Source organism: Paenibacillus sp. WG02, assembly GCF_055396115.1.
The window spans coordinates 3,991,125-4,016,901 of record NZ_AP036016.1; the positions used below are offsets into that span (position 1 = coordinate 3,991,125).

25 protein-coding genes and 2 pseudogenes are annotated in these 25,777 nt (G+C 42.1%); 25 read left to right on the forward strand and 2 right to left on the reverse strand.

The window, feature by feature from the left end; all coding sequences use genetic code 11:
• The first annotated feature begins 1 nt into the window (after position 1).
• The 23 genes and pseudogenes from yfmH to ACBP55_RS17920 all read left to right on the forward strand — a co-directional run bounded on the left by yfmH (position 2) and on the right by ACBP55_RS17920 (position 22,421).
• A complete protein-coding gene (gene yfmH / locus ACBP55_RS17810; RefSeq protein ID WP_464652997.1) occupies positions 2-1,291 on the forward strand; it encodes an EF-P 5-aminopentanol modification-associated protein YfmH in 1,290 nt (429 codons plus the stop codon).
• A complete protein-coding gene (gene ymfI / locus ACBP55_RS17815) occupies positions 1,288-2,043 on the forward strand; it encodes an elongation factor P 5-aminopentanone reductase (RefSeq protein ID WP_464652998.1) in 756 nt (251 codons plus the stop codon). The genes yfmH and ymfI overlap by 4 nt, the downstream gene beginning before the upstream one ends.
• Positions 2,044-2,139: 96 nt before the next feature.
• Positions 2,140-2,391 carry a DUF3243 domain-containing protein gene (locus ACBP55_RS17820; RefSeq protein WP_029195270.1) on the forward strand — a complete coding sequence of 84 codons (252 nt, stop codon included), beginning with the start codon at positions 2,140-2,142 and terminating at the stop codon, positions 2,389-2,391.
• 93 nt (positions 2,392-2,484) lie between these two features.
• Positions 2,485-3,336, forward strand: coding sequence for a hypothetical protein (locus ACBP55_RS17825; protein ID WP_464652999.1), 852 nt, complete (start codon positions 2,485-2,487; stop codon positions 3,334-3,336).
• A 129-nt stretch (positions 3,337-3,465) separates the two neighbouring features.
• Positions 3,466-4,208, forward strand: a pseudogene (locus tag ACBP55_RS17830) (DUF3388 domain-containing protein).
• A 48-nt stretch (positions 4,209-4,256) separates the two neighbouring features.
• The gene (locus tag ACBP55_RS17835) at positions 4,257-5,138 is read left to right on the forward strand and encodes a helix-turn-helix domain-containing protein (protein WP_464653000.1); all 882 of its coding nucleotides are present in this window, start codon (positions 4,257-4,259) and stop codon (positions 5,136-5,138) included.
• Between the two features lie 142 nt (positions 5,139-5,280).
• The gene (locus ACBP55_RS17840; RefSeq protein ID WP_047672977.1) at positions 5,281-5,772 is read left to right on the forward strand and encodes a YajQ family cyclic di-GMP-binding protein; all 492 of its coding nucleotides are present in this window, start codon (positions 5,281-5,283) and stop codon (positions 5,770-5,772) included.
• Between the two features lie 128 nt (positions 5,773-5,900).
• The gene (rimO, locus tag ACBP55_RS17845) at positions 5,901-7,229 is read left to right on the forward strand and encodes a 30S ribosomal protein S12 methylthiotransferase RimO (RefSeq protein WP_464653002.1); all 1,329 of its coding nucleotides are present in this window, start codon (positions 5,901-5,903) and stop codon (positions 7,227-7,229) included.
• A complete protein-coding gene (gene pgsA / locus ACBP55_RS17850; protein ID WP_029195276.1) occupies positions 7,226-7,813 on the forward strand; it encodes a CDP-diacylglycerol--glycerol-3-phosphate 3-phosphatidyltransferase in 588 nt (195 codons plus the stop codon). Before rimO ends, pgsA begins: the two co-directional genes overlap by 4 nt.
• An 88-nt stretch (positions 7,814-7,901) precedes the next feature.
• Positions 7,902-9,152 carry a competence/damage-inducible protein A gene (locus ACBP55_RS17855; protein WP_464653004.1) on the forward strand — a complete coding sequence of 417 codons (1,251 nt, stop codon included), beginning with the start codon at positions 7,902-7,904 and terminating at the stop codon, positions 9,150-9,152.
• A gap of 175 nt (positions 9,153-9,327) precedes the next feature.
• A complete protein-coding gene (gene recA / locus ACBP55_RS17860) occupies positions 9,328-10,371 on the forward strand; it encodes a recombinase RecA (RefSeq protein ID WP_056832791.1) in 1,044 nt (347 codons plus the stop codon).
• A gap of 75 nt (positions 10,372-10,446) precedes the next feature.
• Entirely contained in the window at positions 10,447-11,136 is a 690-nt protein-coding gene (locus ACBP55_RS17865; protein WP_464653005.1) for a regulatory protein RecX, read from the forward strand.
• Between the two features lie 386 nt (positions 11,137-11,522).
• Entirely contained in the window at positions 11,523-13,061 is a 1,539-nt protein-coding gene (rny, locus tag ACBP55_RS17870) for a ribonuclease Y (protein WP_036632922.1), read from the forward strand.
• 117 nt (positions 13,062-13,178) lie between these two features.
• A complete protein-coding gene (locus ACBP55_RS17875; protein ID WP_464653007.1) occupies positions 13,179-13,973 on the forward strand; it encodes a TIGR00282 family metallophosphoesterase in 795 nt (264 codons plus the stop codon).
• Positions 13,974-14,087: 114 nt separating this feature from the next.
• Positions 14,088-14,348: a stage V sporulation protein S gene (locus tag ACBP55_RS17880; protein WP_028558349.1), complete on the forward strand. Its 261-nt coding sequence runs from the start codon at positions 14,088-14,090 to the stop codon at positions 14,346-14,348.
• A 123-nt stretch (positions 14,349-14,471) separates the two neighbouring features.
• Positions 14,472-15,413, forward strand: coding sequence for a dipeptidase (locus tag ACBP55_RS17885; RefSeq protein WP_464653009.1), 942 nt, complete (start codon positions 14,472-14,474; stop codon positions 15,411-15,413).
• Positions 15,414-15,619: 206 nt separating this feature from the next.
• Positions 15,620-17,368: a 2-oxoacid:acceptor oxidoreductase subunit alpha gene (locus tag ACBP55_RS17890; protein ID WP_029195283.1), complete on the forward strand. Its 1,749-nt coding sequence runs from the start codon at positions 15,620-15,622 to the stop codon at positions 17,366-17,368.
• On the forward strand, positions 17,356-18,222 hold the full coding sequence (locus ACBP55_RS17895; protein WP_029195284.1) for a 2-oxoacid:ferredoxin oxidoreductase subunit beta: 867 nt from the start codon (positions 17,356-17,358) through the stop codon (positions 18,220-18,222). The genes ACBP55_RS17890 and ACBP55_RS17895 overlap by 13 nt, the downstream gene beginning before the upstream one ends.
• Positions 18,223-18,317: 95 nt before the next feature.
• Positions 18,318-18,887, forward strand: coding sequence for a phosphate propanoyltransferase (pduL, locus tag ACBP55_RS17900; protein WP_464653010.1), 570 nt, complete (start codon positions 18,318-18,320; stop codon positions 18,885-18,887).
• A 110-nt stretch (positions 18,888-18,997) separates the two neighbouring features.
• Complete coding sequence (miaB, locus tag ACBP55_RS17905; RefSeq protein WP_464653011.1) at positions 18,998-20,560, forward strand: tRNA (N6-isopentenyl adenosine(37)-C2)-methylthiotransferase MiaB; 1,563 nt, start codon at positions 18,998-19,000, stop codon at positions 20,558-20,560.
• 109 nt (positions 20,561-20,669) lie between these two features.
• Positions 20,670-21,059 (forward strand): YlbF/YmcA family competence regulator, encoded by a 390-nt coding sequence (locus tag ACBP55_RS17910; protein WP_036632935.1) that lies wholly within the window; start codon positions 20,670-20,672, stop codon positions 21,057-21,059.
• A gap of 147 nt (positions 21,060-21,206) precedes the next feature.
• Positions 21,207-21,942 (forward strand): annotated as a pseudogene (locus ACBP55_RS17915) (phosphonate ABC transporter ATP-binding protein).
• Complete coding sequence (locus tag ACBP55_RS17920; RefSeq protein ID WP_464653013.1) at positions 21,939-22,421, forward strand: low molecular weight protein-tyrosine-phosphatase; 483 nt, start codon at positions 21,939-21,941, stop codon at positions 22,419-22,421. The pseudogene ACBP55_RS17915 and the gene ACBP55_RS17920 overlap by 4 nt, the downstream one beginning before the upstream one ends.
• A gap of 85 nt (positions 22,422-22,506) precedes the next feature.
• On the opposite strand, the gene ACBP55_RS17925 is transcribed toward ACBP55_RS17920, so the two are convergent.
• Together ACBP55_RS17925 and ACBP55_RS17930 are read right to left on the reverse strand one after the other, a co-directional pair.
• On the reverse strand, positions 22,507-22,905 hold the full coding sequence (locus ACBP55_RS17925) for a hypothetical protein (RefSeq protein ID WP_173185970.1): 399 nt from the start codon (positions 22,903-22,905) through the stop codon (positions 22,507-22,509).
• Between the two features lie 88 nt (positions 22,906-22,993).
• Positions 22,994-24,241, reverse strand: coding sequence for an ATP-binding protein (locus ACBP55_RS17930; protein WP_464653014.1), 1,248 nt, complete (start codon positions 24,239-24,241; stop codon positions 22,994-22,996).
• A gap of 213 nt (positions 24,242-24,454) precedes the next feature.
• On the opposite strand from ACBP55_RS17930, the gene ACBP55_RS17935 reads away from it, so the two are divergent.
• Complete coding sequence (locus ACBP55_RS17935; RefSeq protein ID WP_464653015.1) at positions 24,455-24,631, forward strand: hypothetical protein; 177 nt, start codon at positions 24,455-24,457, stop codon at positions 24,629-24,631.
• Between the two features lie 113 nt (positions 24,632-24,744).
• Positions 24,745-25,755 (forward strand): 2-oxoacid:acceptor oxidoreductase family protein, encoded by a 1,011-nt coding sequence (locus tag ACBP55_RS17940; RefSeq protein WP_464653016.1) that lies wholly within the window; start codon positions 24,745-24,747, stop codon positions 25,753-25,755.
• Positions 25,756-25,777 lie beyond the last annotated feature (22 nt).

Below are 25,777 nucleotides of genomic sequence, written 5' to 3' on the forward strand. Positions count from 1 at the left end.
GATGCAGGTTATTCCTTATCCACACCTGGGTGAAACTATTTATCACGAGAAGCTTGATAATGGGCTACATGTATTTGTTCTACCCAAAGATGGTTTCCAGAAAACCTATGCGACGTTCACGACGCAATTCGGATCTGTTGACAACTTTTTTCAGGTTGAAGGTAAAGATGCAGTTCAAGTACCAGATGGTATTGCTCATTTTCTAGAGCACAAAATGTTTGAGGAGCCAGAAGGGGATATATTCGCTACTTTCGCTTCAAACGGCGCTTCGGCTAACGCTTTTACAAGCTTTGATCGGACAGCGTACTTATTTTCATCCACGGATCATTACTTAACAAATTTAACGACACTAATTAATTTCGTGCAAAATCCTTACTTTACAGATGAAAATGTAGAAAAGGAAAAAGGCATTATCGGTCAAGAGATCAAAATGTACGAGGATAATGCGGATTGGAGAAGCTATTATGGATTAATTGAATCCTTATACGCAAAACATCCGATCCATATTGATATCGCAGGTACTGTAGAGTCCATTGCGGAAATCTCAAAAGAAACCCTGTATGAATGCTACAACACATTTTATCACCCTAGCAATATGAGCCTGTTTGTTGTTGGAGGTGTTGATCCAGAAGAGGTTATTTCGTTAGTTAAAGAAAACCAAGCTGCCAAAACGTTTCCACCTCAAGGGGATATCCAACGATTTTTCCCAGAGGAGCCATTAGAAGTAAAGGAAGCGCGCAGAGTAACACTTCTTCCGGTTTCAATGCCAAAATGTTTAATCGGATTCAAAGAGCCTGCGCCTTCTGTAAGCGGGAAAGATTTGTTAGTTAGAGAATTGACGACGAAATTAATGTTAGATGTTTTGTTCAGTTCAAGCTCTGATATTTATCAGGCTCTATATGATGAACAATTGATTTCTGATAATTTTGGTCATGAATATAATTGCAGCGATGGATATGCTTTCTCCATTCTTGGGGGAGATACCAAAGATCCGGACCAACTTGTAGCGCGCATTCGTGAAGAGGTTGAGAAACGTAAGGATGCTGGACTTGATGAAGTCACTTTCGAGCGGAGTCGTAAGAAGAAAATTGGTAATTTCTTGCGGATGATGAACTCACCTGAATCCATAGCGAATGAATTCACTAAATACCGTTTCAAAGATATTGATTTATTCGATATTTTGCCTGTTTACGAGCAGATTACACTTGAAGAAGTGAACCGTCGATTCCGCGAGCATTTTGATTGGAGCAGACTTGCAATATCCATTGTGCAAAGCGATAAGCCATCGTGACGTTCCATAAGTCATTCAGTGAACAAACGGTTCTTATAACAGGAGCTAGTCGTGGAATCGGTGCAGCCATTGCTGAGCGTTTTGCCGCGGTAGGCATGAATGTTGTTATTCACTACCGTGAGTCACATGAAGCTGCTAATGAAGTGGCCAGATCCTGTATGAAACATGGCGCCAAAGTGTTAACCGTATCCGCGGATGTCAAATCTCGTGAGCAAATCAATAAGATGCAAGAAAAGCTGGAACAAAGAAACATGGTCCCTGATATTATCGTGAACAATGCCGGAATTTCTCACTTTGGTATGCTTTCTGATGTAAGCGAAGAAGATTGGGACCTGGTGATGAATGTTAATCTGAAAGGCGCCTTTCTTTGTACACAAACGTTCATGACGGCAATGGTCAAACAAAAGTATGGCCGCATTATTAACGTATCCTCCATATGGGGCATCTCAGGTGCCTCCTGTGAGGTTGTTTACTCAACAGCTAAAGGTGGATTGAACGCCTTCACGAAGGCGTTAGCGAAGGAGCTGGCACCTTCTGGCGTTACGGTGAATGCTGTGGCGCCCGGTGCGGTACATACCGAAATGATGGCAGGATTTCAACCGGAGGAGCGGGAAGCGATTGCCAATGAAATTCCGGCAGGTCGTTTTGCATTGCCTGATGAAGTTGCTTCGCTTGTGTATTTCCTAGCACTGCCTGAATCCGGTTATATTACGGGTCAAATCATAAGTCCAAACGGTGGATGGTTAACCTGAGTACAGAGTAGGAAGCCTCGCGCATAATTTTAAGCTGGGAAGCGAATATTACGTATGTAATGACCATTTCTCATAACTCAAAGGAGGCTTCTTACAATGGCTACTGTACTTAAAGTATTTGATAAGTGGAAAGAGTTTTTGGCTGAGCGTGTGAGTCAGGCTGGACATGCGGGGATGAGTGAGGAAACCATTTCTAAGCTCGCTTTTCAAATCGGTGAATTTCTTGCCAATAAAGTTGATCCCGAAAATGAACAAGAACGAGTGCTCAAAGAACTGTGGGATGCAGGGGATGAGCAAGAAAAGCGTACAATTGCCCGCCTCATGGTAAAATTAGTAGACAAAGGTTAATAACCGTTTTACAATTCAATAGGGTACTATGTGAAAGCCTCCTCTTTCGGAGGCTTTTGCACGCTTTATAAGGAAGAAAGGAAATGTAATTTCATGGTAATCAAACGTTTTGTGCTTGCATTATTGCTCTTATCTTTTATCTTAACTGGTTGTGGGAATCGTGGGATTCCAGCGATTAAGCAAGAATTATTGGATAATAAATTATCTGTACTAATGCTGACGGGTGCTAGTATGTCTGCGCCAGCGAAACAGTCGGTAGGAAATGCGCTTCAACAGTGGAGAGATGCGAATTTTATAGCCTTCGATTGGATCAAGGATTTGAATCAATTGGATGAAAGCAATATAACAAAGTTGAAAGAAAGCAAATATGATTACATATATGTCATTGGTAATGAATTGTTTCCTTCTGCTAACGGGGTGATTGGACAAGGACTTTCGGCGGGTAAATGGACTTTATTGCAAAGTCAGCTTGATACCAAAGGGATCACAAGTCAGGTAAATGAGCAAGTCTCGTTGTTGCAAATTGATTCTCTTCAGGTTGAAACCTTGAAAAATAAATGGATCCAAGACCTATTGGCACAAAACATTGTTGTGGAGTGGGTGACTCGCAGCGATCGTCCCATACCTTCTGCTTGGGCACCCTCGGAGGAAGCGGATCATATCGTTTTACTTGATAATAATGAACAATGGTTTCAGCAGTTATCTTTCCAAACGAGACAGCATCACTCCAACACTATAATTTTCTATACTCCAGTAGAAGATGCACAAGTACAGAAGGCTAAGTCTATCGGTGTATCGGTAGTTGATATTTCGGGAGCTGTATCGGCTGAACTCAACTGGGCTCAAATCATGGACAATCGTCTTGCTATGATGAAAAGCAGCTCATGGAAAAAGGGCGGTACGATTTACAACGAACAAGAGCTTAAAGAACTAAAAATGAAATAAATTTGTGAATATTTGCGCAAAAAAAGAAGGACATTGACGGAAATTGTAGAAATTAATTATATTAGGTAGCGACTTGTTCGTTACAGATATTGCGATGAGGTGGAAAGATTGGACGTTAAAGAGTGGTATATGGAGTACAAAATTCACAAAAACCGTCCCGCTTATTAGGGGATATTGCTTCCTTAATGGGTATGTTGGATATTAATATTGTGACTATTAACGGGGTAGAAGATCGTACACGCGGTATGCTTCTGCAAACCAATGATGAAGAAAAAATTGACTTAATGGGTAAAATGTTAAGAAAAGTAGATAATATTACTATTACTGCTCTTAGACCCCCTAAACTTGTTGATATTTTGGCTGTCCGTCATGGCCGGTATATCGAGCGCGACTCGGATGACCGCAAAACTTTCCGTTTTACTCGTGATGAATTGGGACTGTTAGTTGACTTCCTTGGTGAGATTTTCAAGCGAGAAGGGAACCAAGTCGTTGGCCTTCGCGGAATGCCACGAGTGGGTAAAACGGAGTCGATTATTGCAGGAAGTGTATGCGCAAACAAACGTTGGACTTTCGTTTCCTCTACGTTACTCAGACAAACCGTGCGCAGTCAACTATCCGAAGATGAAATGACTCCAAACAATGTATATATTATTGATGGAATCGTTTCTACTATTCGTTCAAATGAGAAGCATTACAGCCTGTTGCAGGACATTATGGGCATGCCTTCAACGAAGGTTATCGAGCATCCGGATATATTTATTCGGGAATCCGAATACACATATAATCACTTCGATTATATTATTGAGCTGCGAAATAGCCCAGATGAAGAAATCAATTATGATTCATTTACGTATACGTCCGAACCTTTTTAATGTCTGTAACGTCATTAAATAAAGTAGATCCCGCGGGGAGGTGACCATATGTCTGATCTCGGATACATTTTACGCAAAACACGCCAGGAAAAAAAGATCTCTCTTGACGATCTCCAAGAAGTTACGAAAATTCGTAAACGATACTTGGAAGCGATTGAAGAAGGGAACTATAAGGTTCTTCCTGGCAGCTTCTATGTACGTGCTTTCATTAAAAGCTACGCTGAGGCGGTGGGACTTGATCCTGCTGAAGTTCTGGGCATGTACCAAACGACAAATCCCTCCCCAGCGATAGAGAAACCAGTTGTAGAAACAATTCGTAAAAATAGAACGAGTGTCCGTAATACTGAAAAATTGAGCCGCTGGGCTTCAGGTACGATGTTTGTTTGCTTCATATTGCTTATATTCGGTATCGTATACTACTATACATACAAGAATTATAAGGGAACGCCAGCAGATGAAAAACCTGCTCAAACGCAATCTCCGAGAATCACAGATTCTACGAATCCAGCGACAAGCACATCTCCTAGTACGACAATGAATACGTCCGGTGACGGTAAAGTGGCGCCTCTTTCGACTCCTACACCGACACCAGTTCCGACACCAACGCCATCTGTTCAGGTTAAGTTTAGCACCAGCGAGAAAGGTGTAGATAATTACACGATAACTGGTACTTCCAATCTGAATATTCAGATGAAAATAACAGGTTCTTGTTGGATTCGTGTGGATTCTCTTACTGAGGCAGGCGGTAAAGAAATGCTTAGACAGAAGCTTTACAAAGCCGGTGACACGGACACTTTTGACTTAACCAATTCAGCGTATTTAAATGTTGGTGCAGCAAGTGCCTTGGAACTTACTGTGAATGGCACAATCGTTCCTGTCGGGGATACACCAAACCCCAAGAGGGTACAGCTCAATTTGCAAAAAAGCTAGCATTTTGACGCTTCCTGCGCTTTCCCTGGTAATGAATATGACCAAGAGATATCCTAAGCCGAGTGGGCTTGGGATGTTTCTTTTTTTACGGCTTCTTGCTATAATGCTATTGTAATTTGATGGAAAGGATGTTTTGTCTAAGATGAGTTCAGAATGCTCGTTTGATATCGTATCTAAGGTGGATATGCAGGAACTAAATAACGCCATTCAGCAGGCGGAAAAAGAGATCCTTACCCGCTTTGATTTTAAGGGCAGTAAAAGTAGCATTAAATTGGATAAGGACCAGCTTGTTGTCACCTCCGATGATGAGTTTAAGCTTCAGAATGTCCTTGATATTATGCACGCCAAAATGACGAAGCGCGGTATCTCGATTAAGAATCTCGAGTATAGTAAAGTAGAACCAGCGGCTGGTTCCACCGTAAGGCAGAAAATTAGCATGAAACAAGGTGTCGATCAGGAGAACTCGAAAAAAATTAACATTCTAATTCGTGACTCCAAACTTAAAGTTAAGACGCAAATCCAAGGGGATCAAATCCGAGTAACCGGGAAGAGTCGTGATGACTTACAAGCCGTTATTGCGCTGCTGCGTAAGGCGGAAATTCCTCTTGATTTACAATTTGTAAACTTGAAATAGGCATACATACGATGTTCTTTGGAGAGTCTCCCCCTACATGTAGGGGTTTTTTACATTTTGACACCCTATAGGGCTTGTATTATACTGGTAGGGAGTGTTTTTTAGGACTATTGGAGGTTGTTTCTTTCATGACAGAAAAGGTTAAAGTAGTTACTCTTGGATGCGAAAAGAATTTGGTCGATTCCGAGATTATGTCAGGATTAATTCATGGCCGTGGTTTTCAGTCTGTCGAGAACAAGGAAGATGCCACTGTCATTATCGTGAACACTTGCGGGTTCATTGATGCAGCGAAAGAAGAATCCGTTAATACAATTTTGGATATGGCAGAACTAAAGCAAACTGCGAATCTCAAGGCGCTAATCGTCTCCGGATGTCTTACACAACGCTACAAAAAGCAGTTGATGGAAGAAATGCCTGAGATCGATGGCATCGTGGGTACCGGAGATTTCGATAAAATCAACCATATTGTAGATGAGGCGCTTCGCGGTAAGAAACCGGTTCTTGTTGGGAATCCGGTGTTTAATTATGATGCGGACCTGCCAAGACTCATGACTACTCCTCGATACACAGCCTATGTGAAAATTGCAGAAGGCTGCGATAACGCATGCACATTCTGCAGTATTCCAATTATGCGAGGCAGCTTCAAAAGCAGAAGTATGGAGTCTATCGTTGCTGAAGTTGCTACTCTTGCTGCTCAAGGTGTCAAAGAGATTAGTCTCATTGCTCAGGATTCCACGAACTATGGAACGGATCTTTACGATGGTTTCATGCTGCCTACTTTACTGAATAAAGTGAGTGAAGTGGAAGGCATCGAGTGGGTGCGTCTGCACTATGCTTACCCTGGATTCTTTAGCGATGAATTGATTGCTGTCATGGCATCTAATCCGAAGGTATGTAAGTACATCGATATGCCGCTTCAACACAGTGAAGACTCTATCCTCAAACGGATGCGTAGACCTGGCCGCCAGAAGGATACGCGTGAGCTAGTTCGCAAAATTCGTGAAGCGATTCCGGATGTAGCCCTACGCACATCACTCATTGTAGGTTTCCCAGGTGAAACGGAACAAGATTTTGAAAACTTGAAACAATTTGTTCGCGATGTTCAGTTTGACCGTCTCGGTGTTTTTGCATATTCCAAGGAAGATGATACGCCAGCAGCACGTTTGCCGGACCAAGTTCCTGATGATGTCAAAGAGTATCGCGCGAACGCGATTATGGAAATTCAACGTGAAATCTCGAATCTGCGTGGCGGACGCCGCATCGGGCAGGAAATTGATGTGCTAATCGAAAGATACGATGGCAGAAGTGATGTGTATATTGGACGTTCCCAATTTGATGCTCCTGAGATTGATGGGGAAGTATTCGTGTCGAATGCGAAGCTTAACATTGGTGAACTAGCTAAAGTTCGTATTACCCACTCTTATGAGTTTGACTTATCCGGGGAGGTAATTGCATGAACCTAGCTAACCGCATCACCGTGGCGAGGATTTTATTAGTACCTATTATCATGTTTTTTCTGTTGATTAAGGTGAAATTCCCTCATATACGGATAGAGGAATTTAGCATAACGTATAATCAAATTATTGCTGCTTTAATTTTCATTATTGCAGCGAGTACAGACAGTTTAGATGGTTACATTGCCAGAAAACGTAATCTTGTAACCAACTTGGGTAAGCTGCTTGATCCTTTAGCGGATAAACTGCTTGTTACGGCTGTGCTCGTCTCATTAGTGGAAATGGGTAAAGTAGATGCATGGATTGTCATTGTCATTATCAGTAGAGAGTGGGCTGTCACAGGACTTCGCCAAATCGCTCTATTGGAAGGCACGGTGATGGCAGCTAGCAAATGGGGTAAAGCGAAGACGGCAGCTCAGATTACAGCCATCATTGCACTACTTATCAATAATTTTCCTTTTACGTTTCTGCACTTCCCTTTTGATGTTATAGCTAGTTGGGTAGCAGCAATTATTACCGTGTATTCGGGTGTGGAGTATTTTGTAAAGAATAAGCATGTCATAGATTTTTCAGAAAAGTCGCAATAGGGCAACCTATTGCTTTTTTTACTACATACGAAAGCCTAAGTTGAATGGCCTTGATAGAGATTTTCTTATTTTAAGGAGGGAATTTGAAATGAAAGCAGAGATAATCGCAGTTGGAACGGAACTTTTACTAGGCCAAATTGTAAATACGAATGCTCAATTTCTCTCCAGAGAATGTGCTGCGCTTGGTGTAGATATGTATTTCCAAACCGTCGTTGGCGATAACGAACAGAGATTGCTAGAAAGCTTCAAATTAGCTGCTTCAAGGGCTGATGTTGTTATTTGTACAGGAGGTCTTGGACCTACGCAGGATGATTTGACGAAGGACGTGCTTGCAGCGTTTGTAGGACGTGAATTGATTGTGCATGAGCCCTCTATGAAAACAATTACGGATTTGTTCCAGTCACGCGGGATCCATATGGTTGAAAGTAACAGACGACAAGCGATGATGATAGAGGGAAGTGATCCATTACATAACGAAACAGGGCTTGCTGTCGGTATAGCATTTACCTACGAAGGGACACATTTCATTCTTCTACCAGGCCCGCCCAAAGAAATGAAGCCAATGTTCACCAAGTATGCGGTTCCTTGGCTGCGCGCAAGGATGACGGATGAGATTCCGCTTTATTCCAAGATGCTGAAATTTGCCGGCATCGGTGAATCTAACTTGGAACATCAATTACTTGATTTAATCCAGTCTCAAACAGACCCAACAATCGCTCCATACGCCAAAGAAAGCGAAGTGACGATTCGCTTAACAACACGTGCACAAACGGCTTCAGAAGGTGAACGGAATCTTCAAGCGACTGAACTGGAGATTAGAACGCGATTAGGAGATCATCTCTATGCCGAGCAAGATGTTCCCATCGAGACGATTGTGCTGCAATTGCTTGGCGAGAAGAGCCAGACACTTGCTGTGGCTGAAAGCTGCACAGGCGGATTGTTAAGTGATTTGATTACTGCGGTACCGGGGAGTTCCCAATCTTTTCTGGGAGGGATCATTTGTTATTCCAATGCCTTAAAGCATAAGCTCCTCGGTGTTCCAATGGAAGTGCTGGAAGGGGAGGGTTCCCCAGGTGCTGTTAGCAGTGAGACAGCGACCCTCTTAGCGGAGAACTTGATTACTGTGACCGGAAGTGACTTTGGACTATCAGTCACGGGTGTGGCCGGTCCGAGTCCGTCTGAAGGCAAGCCTGTAGGGCTTGTGTATATAGGTTTTGCTCAAAAGGGCGCAGTAACAAGGGTTATCACATTGCAGCTTTCTGGTAATCGGGAGTCCATTAAGCATAGAGCAGCCAAAAGTGCGCTCTACCAATTATGGAAACAGTTGAAAGATTGCTAGAGTTCGCATATAATAAGACTAAGTGTTAACGGAAGAACCGTAGCAAAGCGATAACTTTGTTGCGGTTTTTTGTTTGTTCGCTAAAAAGTCGAATGTATGTTCGAAAAAATGCTTGGCAAACACCTGAAAACAAGTTATCATATACCTATAATGATAGAAGAAGGAAGTGAGTGTTTTGTCAGATCGTCGCGCAGCACTTGATAATGCTTTACGTCAAATTGAGAAACAGTTCGGAAAAGGCTCCATTATGAAACTTGGAGAATCTACACATATGCAAGTTGAAACGATATCATCCGGATCTCTTGCACTTGATATCGCTCTTGGAATAGGTGGGTTTCCACGCGGAAGAATTATAGAAGTATACGGACCTGAGTCTTCCGGTAAAACGACGGTAGCTCTACATGCTATTGCAGAAGTACAGAAGAATGGTGGACAAGCGGCTTTTATCGATGCGGAGCACGCATTGGATCCTTCCTATGCAAGCAAGCTTGGTATTAATATAGATGAGCTTTTACTCTCTCAGCCGGATACCGGTGAACAAGCACTTGAGATCGCTGAAGCGCTAGTAAGAAGTGGTGCAGTAGATATTATTGTTATTGACTCTGTAGCGGCATTAGTACCTAAAGCAGAAATTGAAGGCGATATGGGTGATTCCCACGTGGGTCTGCAGGCTCGTTTGATGTCCCAAGCACTTCGTAAACTGTCTGGTGCGATCAACAAGTCCAAAGTTATCGCGATTTTCATTAACCAATTACGTGAAAAAGTTGGCGTTATGTTCGGTAACCCAGAGACAACACCTGGTGGCCGTGCACTTAAGTTTTACTCATCTGTTCGTCTTGATGTTCGTCGTGTGGAAACAATCAAACAGGGTAATGATATGGTTGGTAACCGCACAAGAATTAAAGTAGTTAAGAATAAAGTAGCTCCGCCGTTCAAACAAGCAGAAGTGGATATTATGTACGGTGAAGGAATTTCACGCGAAGGCAGTATCATTGATATCGGAACAGAAATGGATATCGTTAATAAAAGCGGAGCTTGGTATTCGTATGAAGGTGAGCGCCTTGGTCAAGGCCGTGAGAATTCGAAGCAGTTTTTGAAAGATAACAAAAGTATTTCGGAAACGATTGAATTACGGATTCGAGAAAACAGTAATTTAATCAAAGCAATCCCTCTTAATGTTGACGAGGAAGATGATGAATTGGAACCAGATTTCGAATAAGTTTAAATGATCATACATGAAAGCACCTTAAACCTTGTGTTAAGGTGCTTTCTTCATGGAAGGAGTTGGTTAGTTGTGAATAATGAAGAGCAACCAGTATTGATTATAACTAAGGTTGAGAAACAGAAGCGCGGTAATCATCGCTACAATATATTTCTAAATGAAGAGTACGCATTCTCGGTTCATGAAGACATTCTAATCAAGCATCGATTAAATAAAGGGGAAACCATACTTTCACAAGAAATCGAGAGTATAACGCTTGATGAGGAACAGAATATGGCTTATATAAAAGCAGTAAGTATGATAGGCAGACGACCTCATTCATTAAGTGAAGTAAAACGCAAGCTGAAGGAGAAAGGCTTCGAAATGCCTATTATTGCATGGGCATGTGAAAAGCTAGTTCAGCAGAATTATATAAATGATGAGGAATTTGCGAAAATGTGGACAGATAATCGCATTATTTCGCAACGAAAAGGTCGTAATCTCATTCGACAAGAACTCCAACAAAAAGGCATAGATAAAGAATTGGTCAAAAATGCCATGGAGACTATCGATCCCGAAGATGAGTATTCGGGGGCAATGAAATTGGGGCAAACGAAATGGAAGCAAACCTCAGGAAAGACCATGGATCGTAAAAGAAAGACGGGAGCTTTTCTTATGCGGAGAGGTTATACAGGCTCTATTGTAAACAAGGTTTTAGGGGTATTAAGCTCTGAATCGAGTGAAGAGGAATTTGAAATCTTAGATGACTCGTTTGATTATTAATGCCATTAATTATAGGATTAATTAGTTAATGTCATTAAATGTCATTGGGGTACTGGAAATACTTATTCCGTCATCGAAGGGACAATCGCTTGACAAGCTTCTTCGACAAAAGATAAAATAACAGTGTATATTTTCATAATGTATTCAAAATCATACTCATTTTCATTGATTTTGAGGGGACAGATGTAGAAACCGCCAATTTTTACACTGTTGATTATGGATTATTAGCACTATAGTGCCTCTAACGCACGGTGCGCATTCATTTAAAAGCCATACTCTTAATAAGTAGGGTATGTATGACTAGTCAAACAATTAAAAATCGGATTAAAAAACCGAAGGGAATCCCAGGCTAACACCTTGGAGAAACCAACGAGGAGGTGAACAAGATGACTTTCATCTGGGTCGCGATCATTCTCATTGTTGGAGCTGCATGCTTAGGGATTGGTTATTTTATCCGTAAATCTCTTGCAGAAGCGAAAATTTCCAGTGCTGAAACAGCCGCTGAGCAGATTCGAGAATCTGCCAAGAAGGAAGCAGAAGCACTGAAAAAAGAAACGGTTCTGGAAGCAAAGGACGAAGTGCATAAACTAAGGTCCGAAGCTGAAAAAGACATTCGTGAACGTCGAAATGAAATTCAACGACAAGAAAGACGATTGTTGCAAAAAGAGGAATCGCTGGATAAAAAATTAGAATCTCTCGAGCGTAAAGAAGAGCAAGTTGCCAACAAAGAGAAGCGGATCGAGGATACACAATCACAAATTGATCAGCTTTATAAAAGCCAAGTTTCGGAGTTAGAGCGAATTTCTGGACTTACAATGGATGAGGCTAAGAGCATCATTCTTACAAATGTAGAACAGGAAGTTCGTCACGAAACCGCACAGCTTATTAAAGAAATCGAACAGCAGGCCAAAGAAGAAGGCGATAAGAAAGCCCGTGAAATCATCACGCTCGCCATTCAACGTTGTGCTGCAGATCACGTTGCTGAAACTACCGTTTCAGTTGTATCATTGCCAAATGAAGAAATGAAAGGCCGGATCATCGGTCGTGAAGGACGTAATATTCGTGCTCTGGAAACATTGACGGGTATTGACCTTATAATTGATGATACGCCAGAAGCAGTTATTTTATCAGGATTTGATCCAATCCGACGCGAAATTGCTCGTACATCTTTAGAGAAGCTTGTTGCTGATGGACGTATTCATCCAGCACGCATTGAAGAGATGGTTGAGAAATCCCGTAAAGAAGTGGACGAACGTATTCGCGAATATGGGGAGCAAGCCACGTTTGAGGTTGGTGTACACGGATTGCATCCTGACTTGATCAAAATTTTGGGTCGTTTGAAATTCAGAACAAGTTACGGTCAAAACGTGTTGAAACATTCCATGGAAGTAGCTTATCTGGCTGGTCTGATGGCCGGGGAGCTCGGGGTAGACGTAACTTTGGCGAAACGTGCCGGGCTGCTTCATGACATCGGTAAGGCGCTAGACCACGAGGTTGAAGGATCTCATGTGGAAATCGGTGTTGAGATTGGCAAGAAGTACAAGGAGCATCCAGTCGTTATTAATAGTATTGCTTCGCATCACGGTGATGTGGAAGCAACCTCTGTTATTGCGATGTTAGTAGGAGCTGCAGATGCATTATCCGCAGCAAGACCTGGAGCACGCAGAGAGACGCTCGAAACGTATATCAAGCGCCTTGAGAAGCTTGAAGAGATCTCGGAATCATTCGAGGGTGTTGAGAAGTCATATGCCATTCAAGCTGGTCGCGAAGTGCGCGTTATGGTTCAACCGGAGAAAGTGGATGATACCGAAGCGTTCCGTTTAGCCCGTGATATTACGAAGAAAATCGAGGGTGAACTCGATTATCCAGGACATATTAAGGTTACGGTCATTCGTGAAACAAGAGCTGTTGAATACGCTAAATAAGATACCAATGCGAAAAGTGGCTGATATAGCCACTTTTCCTTATTTTCAGGCTGGTCATTGAATTTATGAATTGCTTGCCTTTGCATCTATGGTTTATAAAGGAGCTATATATTTGTTATGAAAATTGTATTTATCGGAGATATCGTAGGATCTGTAGGAAGAAAAGCTTTGAAAAATATTATGCCTAGACTAAAACAAGCTCATCCACACGCAGTGTTCATTGCTAACGGAGAGAATGCTGCCGCAGGGAAAGGGATTACAGCGGCAATTGCTAAGGAAATCTATGAGATGGGCATTCAGGCTCTAACGATGGGCAATCATACGTGGGATCAGAAAGAGATTTTTGATTTCATTGATCGTGACGAGAAGATGGTTCGTCCCGCTAACTTTCCTCCTGGAACACCGGGGCGAGGACATACGGTCATTAAGGTCAAGGATCAGGAATTGCTGATCATTAATTTGCAGGGACGCACATTCTTACCGCCTATTGATTGCCCATTTCGCAAAGTGGACGAAATTCTTGAAGCGGATAAGAAAAAACATAAATTTGTATTCGTAGATTTCCATGCAGAAGCTACTTCTGAGAAAATTGCGATGGGCTGGCATTTGGATGGTAGAGTGTCAGCAGTTATCGGCACCCATACACATGTACAAACAAATGATAACCGTGTTTTGCCGCAAGGAACAGCTTATGTAACTGATGTAGGGATGGTAGGGCCGCGGGATGGTATTCTTGGGGTTGAACGTAATGCTGTACTGCAAAAGTTCAAAACTCAACTTCCAGTTCGATTCGTAACGGATGAGGGCAAATGGCATTTCCATGCTGTTGTGATTGAATTGAACGATCAGACTGGTTTGGCCAAAGGAATTAACCTTATCCGTTATGATGAAGATCAAGTCTTCATGGATTAGCAGATAATTCTAACTATTGCGAATATTTAAATTGGCTACGATAGCATGTTTGTTAAACCTTGAGAATATGATGGGTAATGGAATCTATCCATCATTCCCGAGGAGGTACTATTCATGGATGTATTAAAAGTTTCAGCAAAATCCAATCCAAACTCCGTAGCAGGTGCATTGGCAGGTGTTTTGCGTGAGCGTGGAGCTGCTGAGCTTCAAGCTATTGGTGCAGGCGCCTTAAACCAAGCCATCAAAGCAGTAGCTATCGCAAGAGGATTTGTCGCGCCCAGTGGAGTTGACTTAATTTGTGTACCAGCCTTCACAGACATCGTGATTGACGGGGAAGATCGGACAGCCATTAAACTTATTGTAGAGCCAAGGTAATAAACCGTACCATACTAAATACCGAGCCTGTTTACCTAGTAGACAGGTTTTTCACATTTCTAACAAACCTCTGCTTAGGGGTTTTTGTGTTGTCTAGAAGATGATGTATAGGAGGCTGCTAGGATGAGAATAATGGATGGTCACTGCGATGCGCTTACGAAACTGTATGCGAACCCCAAGCTGGATTTCGATAAGGAAGAACAGGAGTTGGATGTCAGTTATCCAAGGCTTAAACAAGCAGGAGTAAAAGTTCAGTGTTTTGCCATCTACTTATCGGACTCCATTCAGCAGCCAACCTTCGATCATATTTTGCAAATGGTTGATTTATTTCATCGGAAAATTATTCGTCATCCAGGAATGAAATTTATTCAAAATGTAGATGACTGGCGAGCAGTTGAAGCCGGGGAACAGATTGGCGCTATTCTCACGCTTGAAGGTTTGGATGCTTTAGCGGGAAACATGACGCATTTAAGGATTCTACACCACCTTGGAGTGAGAAGCATTGGTTTGACTTGGAACTATGCTAACTGGGCTGCAGATGGGGTGATGGAGCCTCGAAAAGGTGGTTTTACAAGAAAAGGCAAGCTGATGTTAAAAGAATTAGAAACTATGGGTATAATAGCAGATGTATCTCATTTATCCGGAGCCGCGTTCTGGGAATTGGTTGAGGTGTATACCAAACCATTCATTGCATCCCATTCGAACGCTCAAAAGGTATGTCCTCATCCAAGAAATTTATCAGACGATCAAATCAAAGCTATCATCCAGTGTCAAGGACTGATGGGGATTACGTTTGTTCCCTACTTTGTGGATAGCACTAATTTAGCTGTTCCCATTACGGCGCTGCTGAAGCATATTGATCATGTTTGTTCATTAGGCGGGGAAGGGCATATTGGATTTGGTTCGGATTTTGATGGGATCGAGCAATGGATGAAAGGTTTGAGACATGTCGGTCAATACGGAAATATAATAGAAGCTTTATGTAAAAACTATAAGGAATCACAAGTGGAGGCATTTCTGTATGGTAATTGGCGGAATTTCATGCTTACCAATCTTCCGAGATGAAAGCTATGAATCATTCTAATATTGATATGGATTCGATCTAAAAACTCTATGTTTTAGAATCGTTTAAACCCCTTGCAATTTGGTCTGTAAAGGCATACAATTTTGGATGACAAGTGAAAGAAATTTTTTATAGCTTCATCTTAAATTTCTACAAATTAGCTTTTTTAGATCTTCATGCAGCTACAATCAAAAGGAGTGGACGTACGGTGATTAGTCAGTTATCTTGGAAAATCGGAGGTCAGCAGGGTGAAGGGGTCGAAAGTACAGACCGCATTTTCTCTACTGCATTGAACCGTCTCGGTTACTATTTGTATGGGTACCGTCATTTCTCTTCACGGATTAAGGGGGGACATACAAATAACAAGATTCGCATCAGCACTAAACCGATTCGCGCAATTTCAGACGATTTGGACATTTTGGTCGCTTTCGACCAAGAAAGTATCGATTTTAATGCACACGAACTTCGCGACAACGGTGTAATCGTTGCAGATGCTAAGTTTAACCCCGTTTTACCTGAAGGAATTAAAGCGCGTTTGTTTCCAGTTCCAATCACTGCCATTGCAGAGGAACTAGGAACTTCCTTATTTAAGAACATGGCCGCATCAGGCGCATCTTGGGCATTGCTCGGTTTGCCGCTTGACGTGTTTAATAAAGCTGTTGAAGAAGAATTTGGCCGTAAAGGCGCAGCTGTTGTAGAAAAAAATATTGAAGCTGTTCGTAAAGGTGCAGAATCCGTTCTGGAATTGGCCGGTGGACCTATTGCTGACTTCCAATTGGAACCAGCTGACGGCAGACAAAAACTGTTCATGATTGGTAACGATGCAATCGCTCTTGGAGCAGTAGCAGCAGGTTGCCGCTTTATGCCAGCTTACCCAATTACACCGGCATCTGAAGTTATGGAATATTTACAAAAAGCACTGCCTAAATTGGGTGGAACTGTTATCCAAACCGAAGATGAAATTGCAGCATGTACAATGGCAATCGGTGCTAACTATGCTGGTGCTCGTGCACTAACAGCATCTGCAGGTCCTGGTCTATCTTTGATGATGGAAGCGATTGGCCTCGCCGGTATGACTGAAACGCCTGTTGTTATCGTTGATACACAACGTGGAGGTCCAAGTACGGGTCTTCCGACGAAACAAGAGCAATCCGACTTGAACGCAATGGTCTACGGTACACACGGTGAAATCCCGAAAATCGTTCTATCCCCAAGCACGATTGAAGAATGCTTCTATGATACAATTGAAGCTTTCAACCTTGCTGAGAAATATCAAGTTCCAGTTATTTTGATGACGGATTTGCAACTCTCCTTGGGTAAACAATCCGCAGAGATGCTGGATTACAACCGCATTGTGATTGACCGCGGAGCGCTTGTAACAGAAGCTCCTGAACAAGAAGCGAATCAACTGTTCAAACGTTATGAGTTTACTGAGAACGGTGTTTCACCACGTGTGATTCCTGGCGTGAAGAATGGTATTCATCATGTTACAGGTGTTGAGCATGACCAAACAGGTCGTCCTTCGGAAAGCACTGAAAACCGTCAACGTATGATGGATAAGCGTCTTGAGAAATTGAAACACATTCAAGTTACTGATGCCATTAAATTCGATGCACCTCATGAGAATCCAGATCTTTTGATTATCGGAATGGGTTCCACTGGTGGAACGATCGATGAAGCAAGAAGCCGCGTTGAACTGGAAGGAATTAAGACAAATCACGCAACAGTGCGTTTGATTCATCCGTTCCCTGCAGAGCAGCTGAGACCTCTTGTTGAAAAAGCAAAAACAGTAATCGTTGTTGAAAACAACGCAACTGGACAATTAGCCGATCAAATTAAACTGCATGTTGGTCATGCAGATAAAATTAAAAATGTTCTTAAATACAACGGTAACCCGTTCTTGCCTGCAGAAATTGAACAAAAATGTAAGGAGTTGACTTTAGCATGGCAACATTAAAAGACTTTCGTAACAATGTAAAGCCTAACTGGTGTCCAGGTTGCGGAGACTTCTCCGTCCAAGCGGCAATTCAGCGTGCAGCAGCTAATGTTGGTTTAGAGCCTGAGGGCTTAGCAATTGTATCGGGTATTGGCTGTTCCGGTCGTATCTCTGGTTACATCAATGCTTATGGTTTCCACGGTATTCACGGTAGATCTTTGCCAATCGCACAAGGTGTGAAAATGGCTAACCGCGATTTGACTGTTATCGCTTCAGGCGGTGACGGCGATGGCTTTGCAATCGGTATGGGACATACTGTACATGCGATTCGTCGTAACATTGATGTCACGTACATCGTAATGGATAACCAAATCTACGGTTTGACGAAAGGTCAAGCATCCCCACGTAGTGCGGAAGGTTTCAAAACGAAAAGCGTTCCATCAGGAACAATTGAGTCTGCAATTTCACCATTAGAAGTGGCTATGGCTGCTGGTGCTTCTTTCGTAGCACAATCGTTCTCCAGTAACTTGAAACAGTTAACAGCTGTTATCGAAGCTGGTTTGAATCACAAAGGTTTCTCTTTGATTAACGTATTTAGCCCATGCGTAACTTTCAATAAAGTAAACACGTATGACTGGTTCAAAGAGAATATCGTGGATCTGGATGAAATTCCTGAATATGATTACACGAACCGTGTGATGGCAATGACCAAAATCATGGAAACAAATTCCATGTTGACGGGTATTATCTATCAAAACAAAGAGAAAAAGAGCTACGAAGATTCCATTCCAAGCTTTGCTAAAGAAGGACTTTCGAAACAAGACCTTAAGCTTTCAGAAGCTGATTTCAGCAAAATGCTTACTGAATTCAAATAATAGTTATACCTTGAAGGCATATGGAGATTTTCCGTATGCCTTTTTTGCTGAGCGGCAATACTGTCTACTATCACAAAAGGTAAAGGATGGATACTATGAAAACAGTCCCAGTAGGGGTTTCAGCTAGACATATACACCTATCTCCAGCTCATATCGAGGTTTTATTTGGGCAGGGATATGAATTGACAACGTTTAAAGATCTCTCACAACCTGGGCAATTTGCAGCTCAAGAAATGGTAACGATTGTGGGACCCAAAGGGAAGATCGAGAAAGTACGTATTCTTGGACCTGCACGCCCAAGTACACAAATTGAAATATCGCGAACGGATGCTTTTTCTTTAGGGATAAACCCGCCGGTACGTGAATCCGGACACATAGAACACACACCAGGTCTCCGTGTCATTGGTCCAAAGGGCGAGATTGATCTGGAGAAAGGCGTAATTGTCGCGGCTAGGCATATTCACTTCCATACTTCGGATGCAGAGAAATGGGGCATTCAGGATAAACAGCTTTTGCGTGTCAAAGTGAGTGGGGAACGATCTTTGATTTTCGAGAATGTGATTGCTCGTGTATCTGATCACTACGCATTAGACATGCACATTGACACGGATGAGGGGAATGCTGCTGGTGTGAAAACTGGCGATTTCGCTGAACTTATAGATTAATTCGTGCAAGCAAAATTTCATACATATGCTAATTTCTTTTTGTACTATGTAGCCATGTGATGCTATAATAAAAGTTGCGTCAGTTTACTACAGCAAAACTCAGTCGACTTATGCAGAATGTTTTATACGAAAACTCTGCCTATGCTTACGAAGTTAGTTTTGCTAAAGCAAAACTTTTAGGAGGAAAGAAAGTGGCTAACCAAGTGAAATCCGACAAGGATTATTCCCAATATTTTCAGCCTCCTTCACTGACAGATGCAAAGAAGCGCGGAAAAGAAGAGATCGCCGTACACTATGACTTCACCATTCCTGAGGACATGCAGGAGTTCGGCAAGGATAAATATTATTTGATTCGCACTTACGGATGTCAGATGAATGAGCATGATACAGAAGTAATGAAGGGTTTACTCGAGCAAATGGGCTATCAAGCGACTGAGGACAAGTTCCAAGCAGATGTAATTCTGCTCAACACTTGTGCGATTCGGGAGAATGCAGAAGATAAGGTGTTCGGTGAGCTTGGTCATTTAAAAGCACTGAAAGCCCAGAAACCAGGCCTCGTACTTGGTGTTTGTGGATGTATGTCGCAAGAAGAAGCGGTCGTGAATCGAATTATGCAAAAGCATGCTTTTGTAGATTTGATTTTCGGAACGCACAATATTCATCGACTTCCATCCCTTTTGAAAGATGCCTTCTATAACAAGGAAATGGTCGTTGAGGTATGGTCCAAAGAAGGCGATATCGTTGAGAATCTACCGAAAAAACGTGAAGGAATCCGTGCTTGGGTGAACATCATGTTTGGCTGCGATAAGTTCTGTACGTACTGTATAGTTCCTTATACGCGGGGTAAAGAGAGAAGTCGCCGACCACAAGACGTGCTGGCTGAGGTTAGAGACTTGGCTCGTCAAGGGTTTCAGGAAATTACGCTGCTCGGTCAAAATGTCAATGCCTATGGTAAAGATTTTGAGGATATTACCTATTCATTCGCTGATTTGATGGACGATATTCGTAAAATTGACGTGCCGCGTATTCGATTTACCACATCACATCCAAGAGATTTTGATGATCGCTTGATTGAAGTACTAGGTAAACGTGGTAATCTTGTAGAGCATATACATCTGCCAGTTCAGTCGGGTAATACTGAGGTTCTGAAAAGAATGAGCAGAAAATATTCCAGAGATCATTATTTACAGCTGGCCGGTAAAATTAAAGAAACGATGCCTGATGTCGTTCTGACAACAGATATAATTGTTGGTTTTCCAGGTGAAACGGATGAGCAGTTTGATGAAACCATGTCTCTTTATGAGGAAGTAGGCTTCGATTTCGCGTTTACATTTATTTATTCGCCGCGAGAAGGTACGCCTGCTGCCGATATGGAAGACAATGTACCGATGGAAGTTAAGAAACAGCGACTTTATCGCTTGAATGAGCTAGTAAATAAACACAGTAAAGCGAGCAACGAGAGATTGTTAGGTCAGACCGTTGAAGTTCTTGTTGAAGGCGAAAGCAAGAATAACGCTGATGTACTAGCCGGTCGCACGCGGACAAATAAATTGATCCATTTTACTGGCGATAAGTCTTTAATTGGTCAAATGGTTGAAGTGGAAGTGACGCATGCACAAACTTGGATTTTGAAGGGTGAGATTGTTCACAATCCCATGAAAATGTCCATTTAATTTGAAGCTGAAATAGATAGGAGCGTGTTTAGAAGTGTCTCAATGTGATCATAAACATAACGATAATGAGCCTCATGCTTTTAAAGTAGAGGAGTTTACAAATACGGAAATGATTGTACGCGAAGATATTTTATCCAAAGCCAAGGAATTGGCTGAATTGTTAACGACTTCGAATGAGGTACAGTTTTATCAAAAGGCTGAGAAGCAAATCGCTACGAATCCTGATATCCAAGTACTAATCAGTGCGATCAAAAAGAAGCAGAAGGAAGTCGTTGCTTTCGAGACTTTCCAAAATGCTAAAATGATCGAGAAAATTGAGAATGAGATTGAAGTGCTGCAGGATCAATTAGATGAGATTCCGATTGTGAATGAATTCAAGCAAACACAAGACGATATCAACTATTTATTGCAGCTAGTGATGTCGGTTATTCGTGATACGATTTCCGATAAAATTAATGTAGAAGCAGGTACGGCAGAAGCTCCAACATCTTGCGATTAAGATAACCTCCTTTGGGAATTAGAAAATCGCCCTCTACTCAGGCTTATCGCTTGAAAGGAGTGGCGATTTTTTCCCAAAAGGGCAGCTTATGAAATGAGTCTTTCTATCGGAAAGACGGAAGAAGACTTACTCGAAGGAGACATTGTCATGCTTACAGTTCGTAATTTAAGTAAAGTATATCCTCCGGACAATCAGGTACTTTCACAAGTGAGCTTTCAAGTTGATGAAGGCGAATTCATTGCGGTTATTGGGGGCAGTGGAAGTGGGAAAACCACGTTACTGCGCTGCATCAGTCATCAAGAGAAATGGACAAGCGGTCAGTTAATCTATAACTCCATTGATATATCAAAGCCAGGTCTATTGGAACGCTTCAAATTAGGTAGAGATTTCGCATTCCTAGAAGAAAAGCCTGCTTTGAATCGAAATAAAAGCGCTGTCAAGAATGTCATGATGGGGCGTGTCTATCAAACACCACTGCGTATTTTAACTGGTATGACTTCAAGAGATGAGCATGTAGACAGCATGGATTATTTAGAAAAAGTGGGTTTGCTTGATAAGGGAGATAAGAAGGTTGGTCAGCTTAAGCGGCGGTGAGCAGCAGCGTGTTGCTATTGCAAAAGCGTTAATACTTGGACCCAAGGTACTTGTCGCCGATGAACCTGTATCTGGTCTCGATCCGAAATCAACGGAATATATCTTGCAGGATTTGAAATCGCTTTGCAAAGATCGGAATATGAGCGTCATTGCTACACTGCACCAAGTTGAGCTTGCGGAGAGATATGCAACTCGTATTTGGGGGCTTTCTGAAGGTAAAATTGTGCTGGATATTCCGGCTAGGTCACTTACTATGCGTGAAAAAAAGCTCATCTTTGGTGAAGTATGATCCAGGTCTTATTCGTTTGCTTAGGAAATATATGCCGTTCTCCCATGGCTGAAGCCGTTTTTCGTCATCAGGTTAATAAAGCGGGTTTAGACGCTGTAATTGCTATTGATTCTGCCGGAACCGGAGATTGGCACATTGGACATCCGCCACATCAAGGAACTAGGGATATATTGGATCAGTATCAGATTAATCATGAGGGTCTAATAGCAAGGCAAGTTAGGTCCGATGACTTTGTACAATATACATATATCATCGCGATGGATCAGAGTAATGTAACGAATCTGACATCGTTTGCGCCTTTGTTAGTAGAAGGTGAGAAACGAGCTGCCATTCATAAATTGTTGGATTTTGCACCCGATCGCATTGATAAAGATGTTCCAGACCCCTATTACACGGGTAACTTTCAAGAGGTGTATGAGATGGTAGAGGAGTGCTGCGAACGCTTACTAGCCTTTATTGTCGAGAAAGAAAATTTGTAAGAATGAATTTCTTAGGTAACAAAAAAGCAAGGGTAAGAAAAGAAGCTTTTCTTTTCACCCTTGCTTTTTTTGTTGTGTAGAAACTCTAAAATATAGTTATACCGACGCGCTGAATATGATCAGATATGGCTTTGAGCATACTCGGATGGATCGGAATGATGATATCCGTTGGCCCTATTTCGAACAGCCCGCTGCGGTTATGGACGGTAGCTGCTTGGACATAAATGCGGTAGTAATCAGAGCCCGGAGCTACATGTGTGAATTCTTGATTAGCTGACCGCGAGTTTACGAAGGTGACAGCCTTGAGAGCAGATTTATCGTATGGAATCATGCTGATGATATGTTCCAACTTGAAATAATAATTAATGTGAGGTTTGTGAAGGATCAACTCTTTGGATGAGACGGTTAGACCGAAATCCCTCTTCTTATGCGACATTTTCAAGTCGCCCTCAAGTGATTTAATCGGAATGAAATCTGAATTCATAGCAAAGCCTCCTTACCAATCATGATGATCGCTTGTCTTAACAGAATAGCACAGATCATCAAGGTTGTTAATGGAGAGCGCTGGATGTTCATTTTTGCTGAAATAAAATGGAGCACTGCGTGCCTTGGTTTAGATGACTGGAGAAGGAGATTTTTCCGTTCATCATTTTGATAATACTCATGACCACTACGAGCCCAAGTCCAGTTCCTTGTTCTTTGGTTGTGTAGAAAGGCATACCGAGCGAATTTAATTGCTGCTTACTCATCCCCACGCCAGTGTCAGAAATAGAAATTTGCACGGCGTTAGGCAGCTTAGAAGTCCTTAAGGATATTCTACCACCGTTAGGCATGGACTCAATCGCATTTTTAATAAGATTCATTAAGCATTGGCGAAGCTTTTTGGATTCGCCTAGAATGTAAAGGGGTTCTTCATTTTCATGACAAGTATGGATAGCAACCTGGTGATCTGTAGCAAATGGAGTGATGAAACGCAGCATGGCTTCTATCTCTTCCTTGAGTTCTAATTGTTCCTGTAAGTTAGAAAACGGCTTGGCATAGTTCAAATAATCACCCAGAATGGCATTCGCTTGATCCACACCTGACAATGCTAGGTCGACATATCGCTTATGATCGTTGAAGGAAAGCTCTTTCTGTTCCAGTAACTGAAGAAAGCCTTTTGTTGATGTGAGAGGATTACGTATTTCGTGAGAAATGGTGGCTGCAAACTGGCCGAGCATTCGATCCTTTTCCAAGGAGACAAGTCGTTGTTTGTGAATTTCATGCTTCCTGACAAAAAATTGTAAGTATGTAATCATCCAAAGAGAAAAAAAGGAAAAAATTACGGTGTATGCAGCATACATCGTAATATGAGATCGTATGTACAGTGCTAATAGCGCATACAATACTTCATACAAGAGCAGCATACCTGTTGCATATGTTAATTTCATCCTGAGTGTAGGTTGATTTGCAGTATTTGTGATGAGAAATCCGCCTAATAATAATACAGTACTGCTGATTAAAGCGGGTTGCCAATAGTAATTCAGAACGACCATGCAGCCTATGTTAAATAAGGTCCAGGTAATAAAAGCTGGTATAAAGCCAACATACAGAATCACAGCAATTAAGCTGATCGGAAACAAATGGAGGGAATAAATTAAGGGATCAATGTCTTCAAATTTCCAGTACAAGAAGATTAGTACGATTAAAATCAGAGCAAATAGCAATCTACGTTGATGTTCTTTGTAAATGAAAATAGGGGTAAGAACTAGATGGATTAATATAGCACTCATGATGTAGAAGAGACCATGTAGTTCATTGGAAATAATTGAATGGAACAAATGAATGCCATCCTTTCCGCAGTCCGACAGTATCTTTATTATTTCTACATTATCTCACATAAAATGACCTTATCAAGAGAAATGGGGCATTTTGAATGCTAAAGATTTGATAAAGACTTATGGTGTTATTCTTATAAACCGCGGTATAATAAAGGAAATCGAAAGTGCAAGCGTTTACAATCTAAGTTGCTTGGTATACAAGGAGAGATGAGGATGCGGGCGTGCTCACAGGTTTGCGGTGTTGTCTTTAATCCGATTGATGAAGATTATGTGGACGTGTGTGAGGATTGTGAGGATGCCGAGAAGGATAATCCTGATCAAGACGAGAATTTAGGGCCCAGAAGCTACTACTTGGGAGGGTGCGGCCTCATAATCGATTATTTGCTATGAAGGGACCCTTCAAAAAAAGGTTGATTACCAGAGATTTCTTGTTACAATGAGAGTAGATTTACTATTCATACTATTCATTTTTTATGCAGTTCATTTTTGAAAGGAGACCTGGCATGGTAACTTTACCTAAATTGAACGATCTCGGTTTTTTTGAGATTAGACTGGAATCCATCGGTGGACTCGGCGCAAATCTAGCGGGCAAGATGCTGGCGGAAGCGGGAGTCGTAGGGGTGGGTTTGAACGGAGTTAGCTTTTCTTCCTATGGTTCAGAGAAGAAAGGATCGGCAGTGAAAGCACATATTAGGTTTTGTGACATGGATACGCGAATTAGGGATACTTCACCCGTCGAACGACCGCATGTTGTAGGAGTTTTTCACGAATCGCTTTCCAAAACTGTAAACGTTATCAGTGGCATCTACGAAGATAGTACAGTATTAGTAAATTCGACAAAAACACCGGATGAGTTGAAGGAAAAGATGAAGCTCCGGGGCGGTACCATTGCCGTTATCGATGCTATTGGGATCTCGCTAGAAGAGAAGAACCGCGTGAATATGGCGATGCTTGGCGCGCTGTTCCGGTTGTGTGATTTCCTTGATCCCGATGTCATGAGAGGCGTTATTCGCAAATCGTTAGAAAAGAAATATCCGCTTGCGGTTGCACCCGCCTTGCGAACGTTTGACCGCGGTTACAATGAAGTTAAGTTCCAAACGTATGCGCTTCCAGAAGGGGAGACGATGCCCGATTTCGTTCGTTTCGATACGCCAGTGCTTGGCTATGAAACGCAGTCCATCGGGGGTGTCATTACGAATCCTGGGAACAGCATCCTGAAAGATTTAAGTATTTCACGTGCGGGGATGATGCCGCATTTCCATGAAGATAAATGTATTCACTGTGCTTCCTGCGATAATGTGTGTCCGGATTTCTGCTTCGTTTGGGATGAACTCTCTGACAAAAAAGGGCGTCCGCAAATGTTTCTGCAGGGGATTGACTATCAATATTGTAAAGGTTGCCTTAAATGTGTACAGGCTTGTCCGACCGAAGCGCTCACAAATGAGCGGGAAGAAGATGGCTATGCAGACTTAAATCGCATGCCGCATCGATTCAATCTAGCTGTAAACTCTTAGAGAGTATTTATGGGAGAAGGGT

Bases quoted from the DNA above. Each gene is read 5' to 3' on its own strand.
- ACBP55_RS17855 (WP_464653004.1), top strand. From the start codon at position 7,902: ATGAAAGCAGAGATAATCGCAGTTGGAACGGAACTTTTACTAGGCCAA.
- ACBP55_RS17840 (WP_047672977.1), top strand. From the start codon at position 5,281: ATGAGTTCAGAATGCTCGTTTGATATCGTATCTAAGGTGGATATGCAG.
- ACBP55_RS17910 (WP_036632935.1), top strand. From the start codon at position 20,670: ATGATTGTACGCGAAGATATTTTATCCAAAGCCAAGGAATTGGCTGAA.
- ACBP55_RS17935 (WP_464653015.1), top strand. From the start codon at position 24,455: ATGCGGGCGTGCTCACAGGTTTGCGGTGTTGTCTTTAATCCGATTGAT.
- ACBP55_RS17820 (WP_029195270.1), top strand. From the start codon at position 2,140: ATGGCTACTGTACTTAAAGTATTTGATAAGTGGAAAGAGTTTTTGGCT.
- pduL (WP_464653010.1), top strand. From the start codon at position 18,318: ATGAAAACAGTCCCAGTAGGGGTTTCAGCTAGACATATACACCTATCT.
- rimO (WP_464653002.1), top strand. From the start codon at position 5,901: ATGACAGAAAAGGTTAAAGTAGTTACTCTTGGATGCGAAAAGAATTTG.
- ACBP55_RS17940 (WP_464653016.1), top strand. From the start codon at position 24,745: ATGGTAACTTTACCTAAATTGAACGATCTCGGTTTTTTTGAGATTAGA.
- ACBP55_RS17895 (WP_029195284.1), top strand. From the start codon at position 17,356: ATGGCAACATTAAAAGACTTTCGTAACAATGTAAAGCCTAACTGGTGT.
- yfmH (WP_464652997.1), top strand. From the start codon at position 2: ATGCAGGTTATTCCTTATCCACACCTGGGTGAAACTATTTATCACGAG.
- miaB (WP_464653011.1), top strand. From the start codon at position 18,998: ATGCAGAATGTTTTATACGAAAACTCTGCCTATGCTTACGAAGTTAGT.
- ACBP55_RS17920 (WP_464653013.1), top strand. From the start codon at position 21,939: ATGATCCAGGTCTTATTCGTTTGCTTAGGAAATATATGCCGTTCTCCC.
- rny (WP_036632922.1), top strand. From the start codon at position 11,523: ATGACTTTCATCTGGGTCGCGATCATTCTCATTGTTGGAGCTGCATGC.
- ACBP55_RS17835 (WP_464653000.1), top strand. From the start codon at position 4,257: ATGTCTGATCTCGGATACATTTTACGCAAAACACGCCAGGAAAAAAAG.
- pgsA (WP_029195276.1), top strand. From the start codon at position 7,226: ATGAACCTAGCTAACCGCATCACCGTGGCGAGGATTTTATTAGTACCT.
- ACBP55_RS17825 (WP_464652999.1), top strand. From the start codon at position 2,485: ATGGTAATCAAACGTTTTGTGCTTGCATTATTGCTCTTATCTTTTATC.
- ACBP55_RS17880 (WP_028558349.1), top strand. From the start codon at position 14,088: ATGGATGTATTAAAAGTTTCAGCAAAATCCAATCCAAACTCCGTAGCA.
- ACBP55_RS17925 (WP_173185970.1), bottom strand. From the start codon at position 22,905: ATGAATTCAGATTTCATTCCGATTAAATCACTTGAGGGCGACTTGAAA.
- ACBP55_RS17885 (WP_464653009.1), top strand. From the start codon at position 14,472: ATGAGAATAATGGATGGTCACTGCGATGCGCTTACGAAACTGTATGCG.
- ACBP55_RS17875 (WP_464653007.1), top strand. From the start codon at position 13,179: ATGAAAATTGTATTTATCGGAGATATCGTAGGATCTGTAGGAAGAAAA.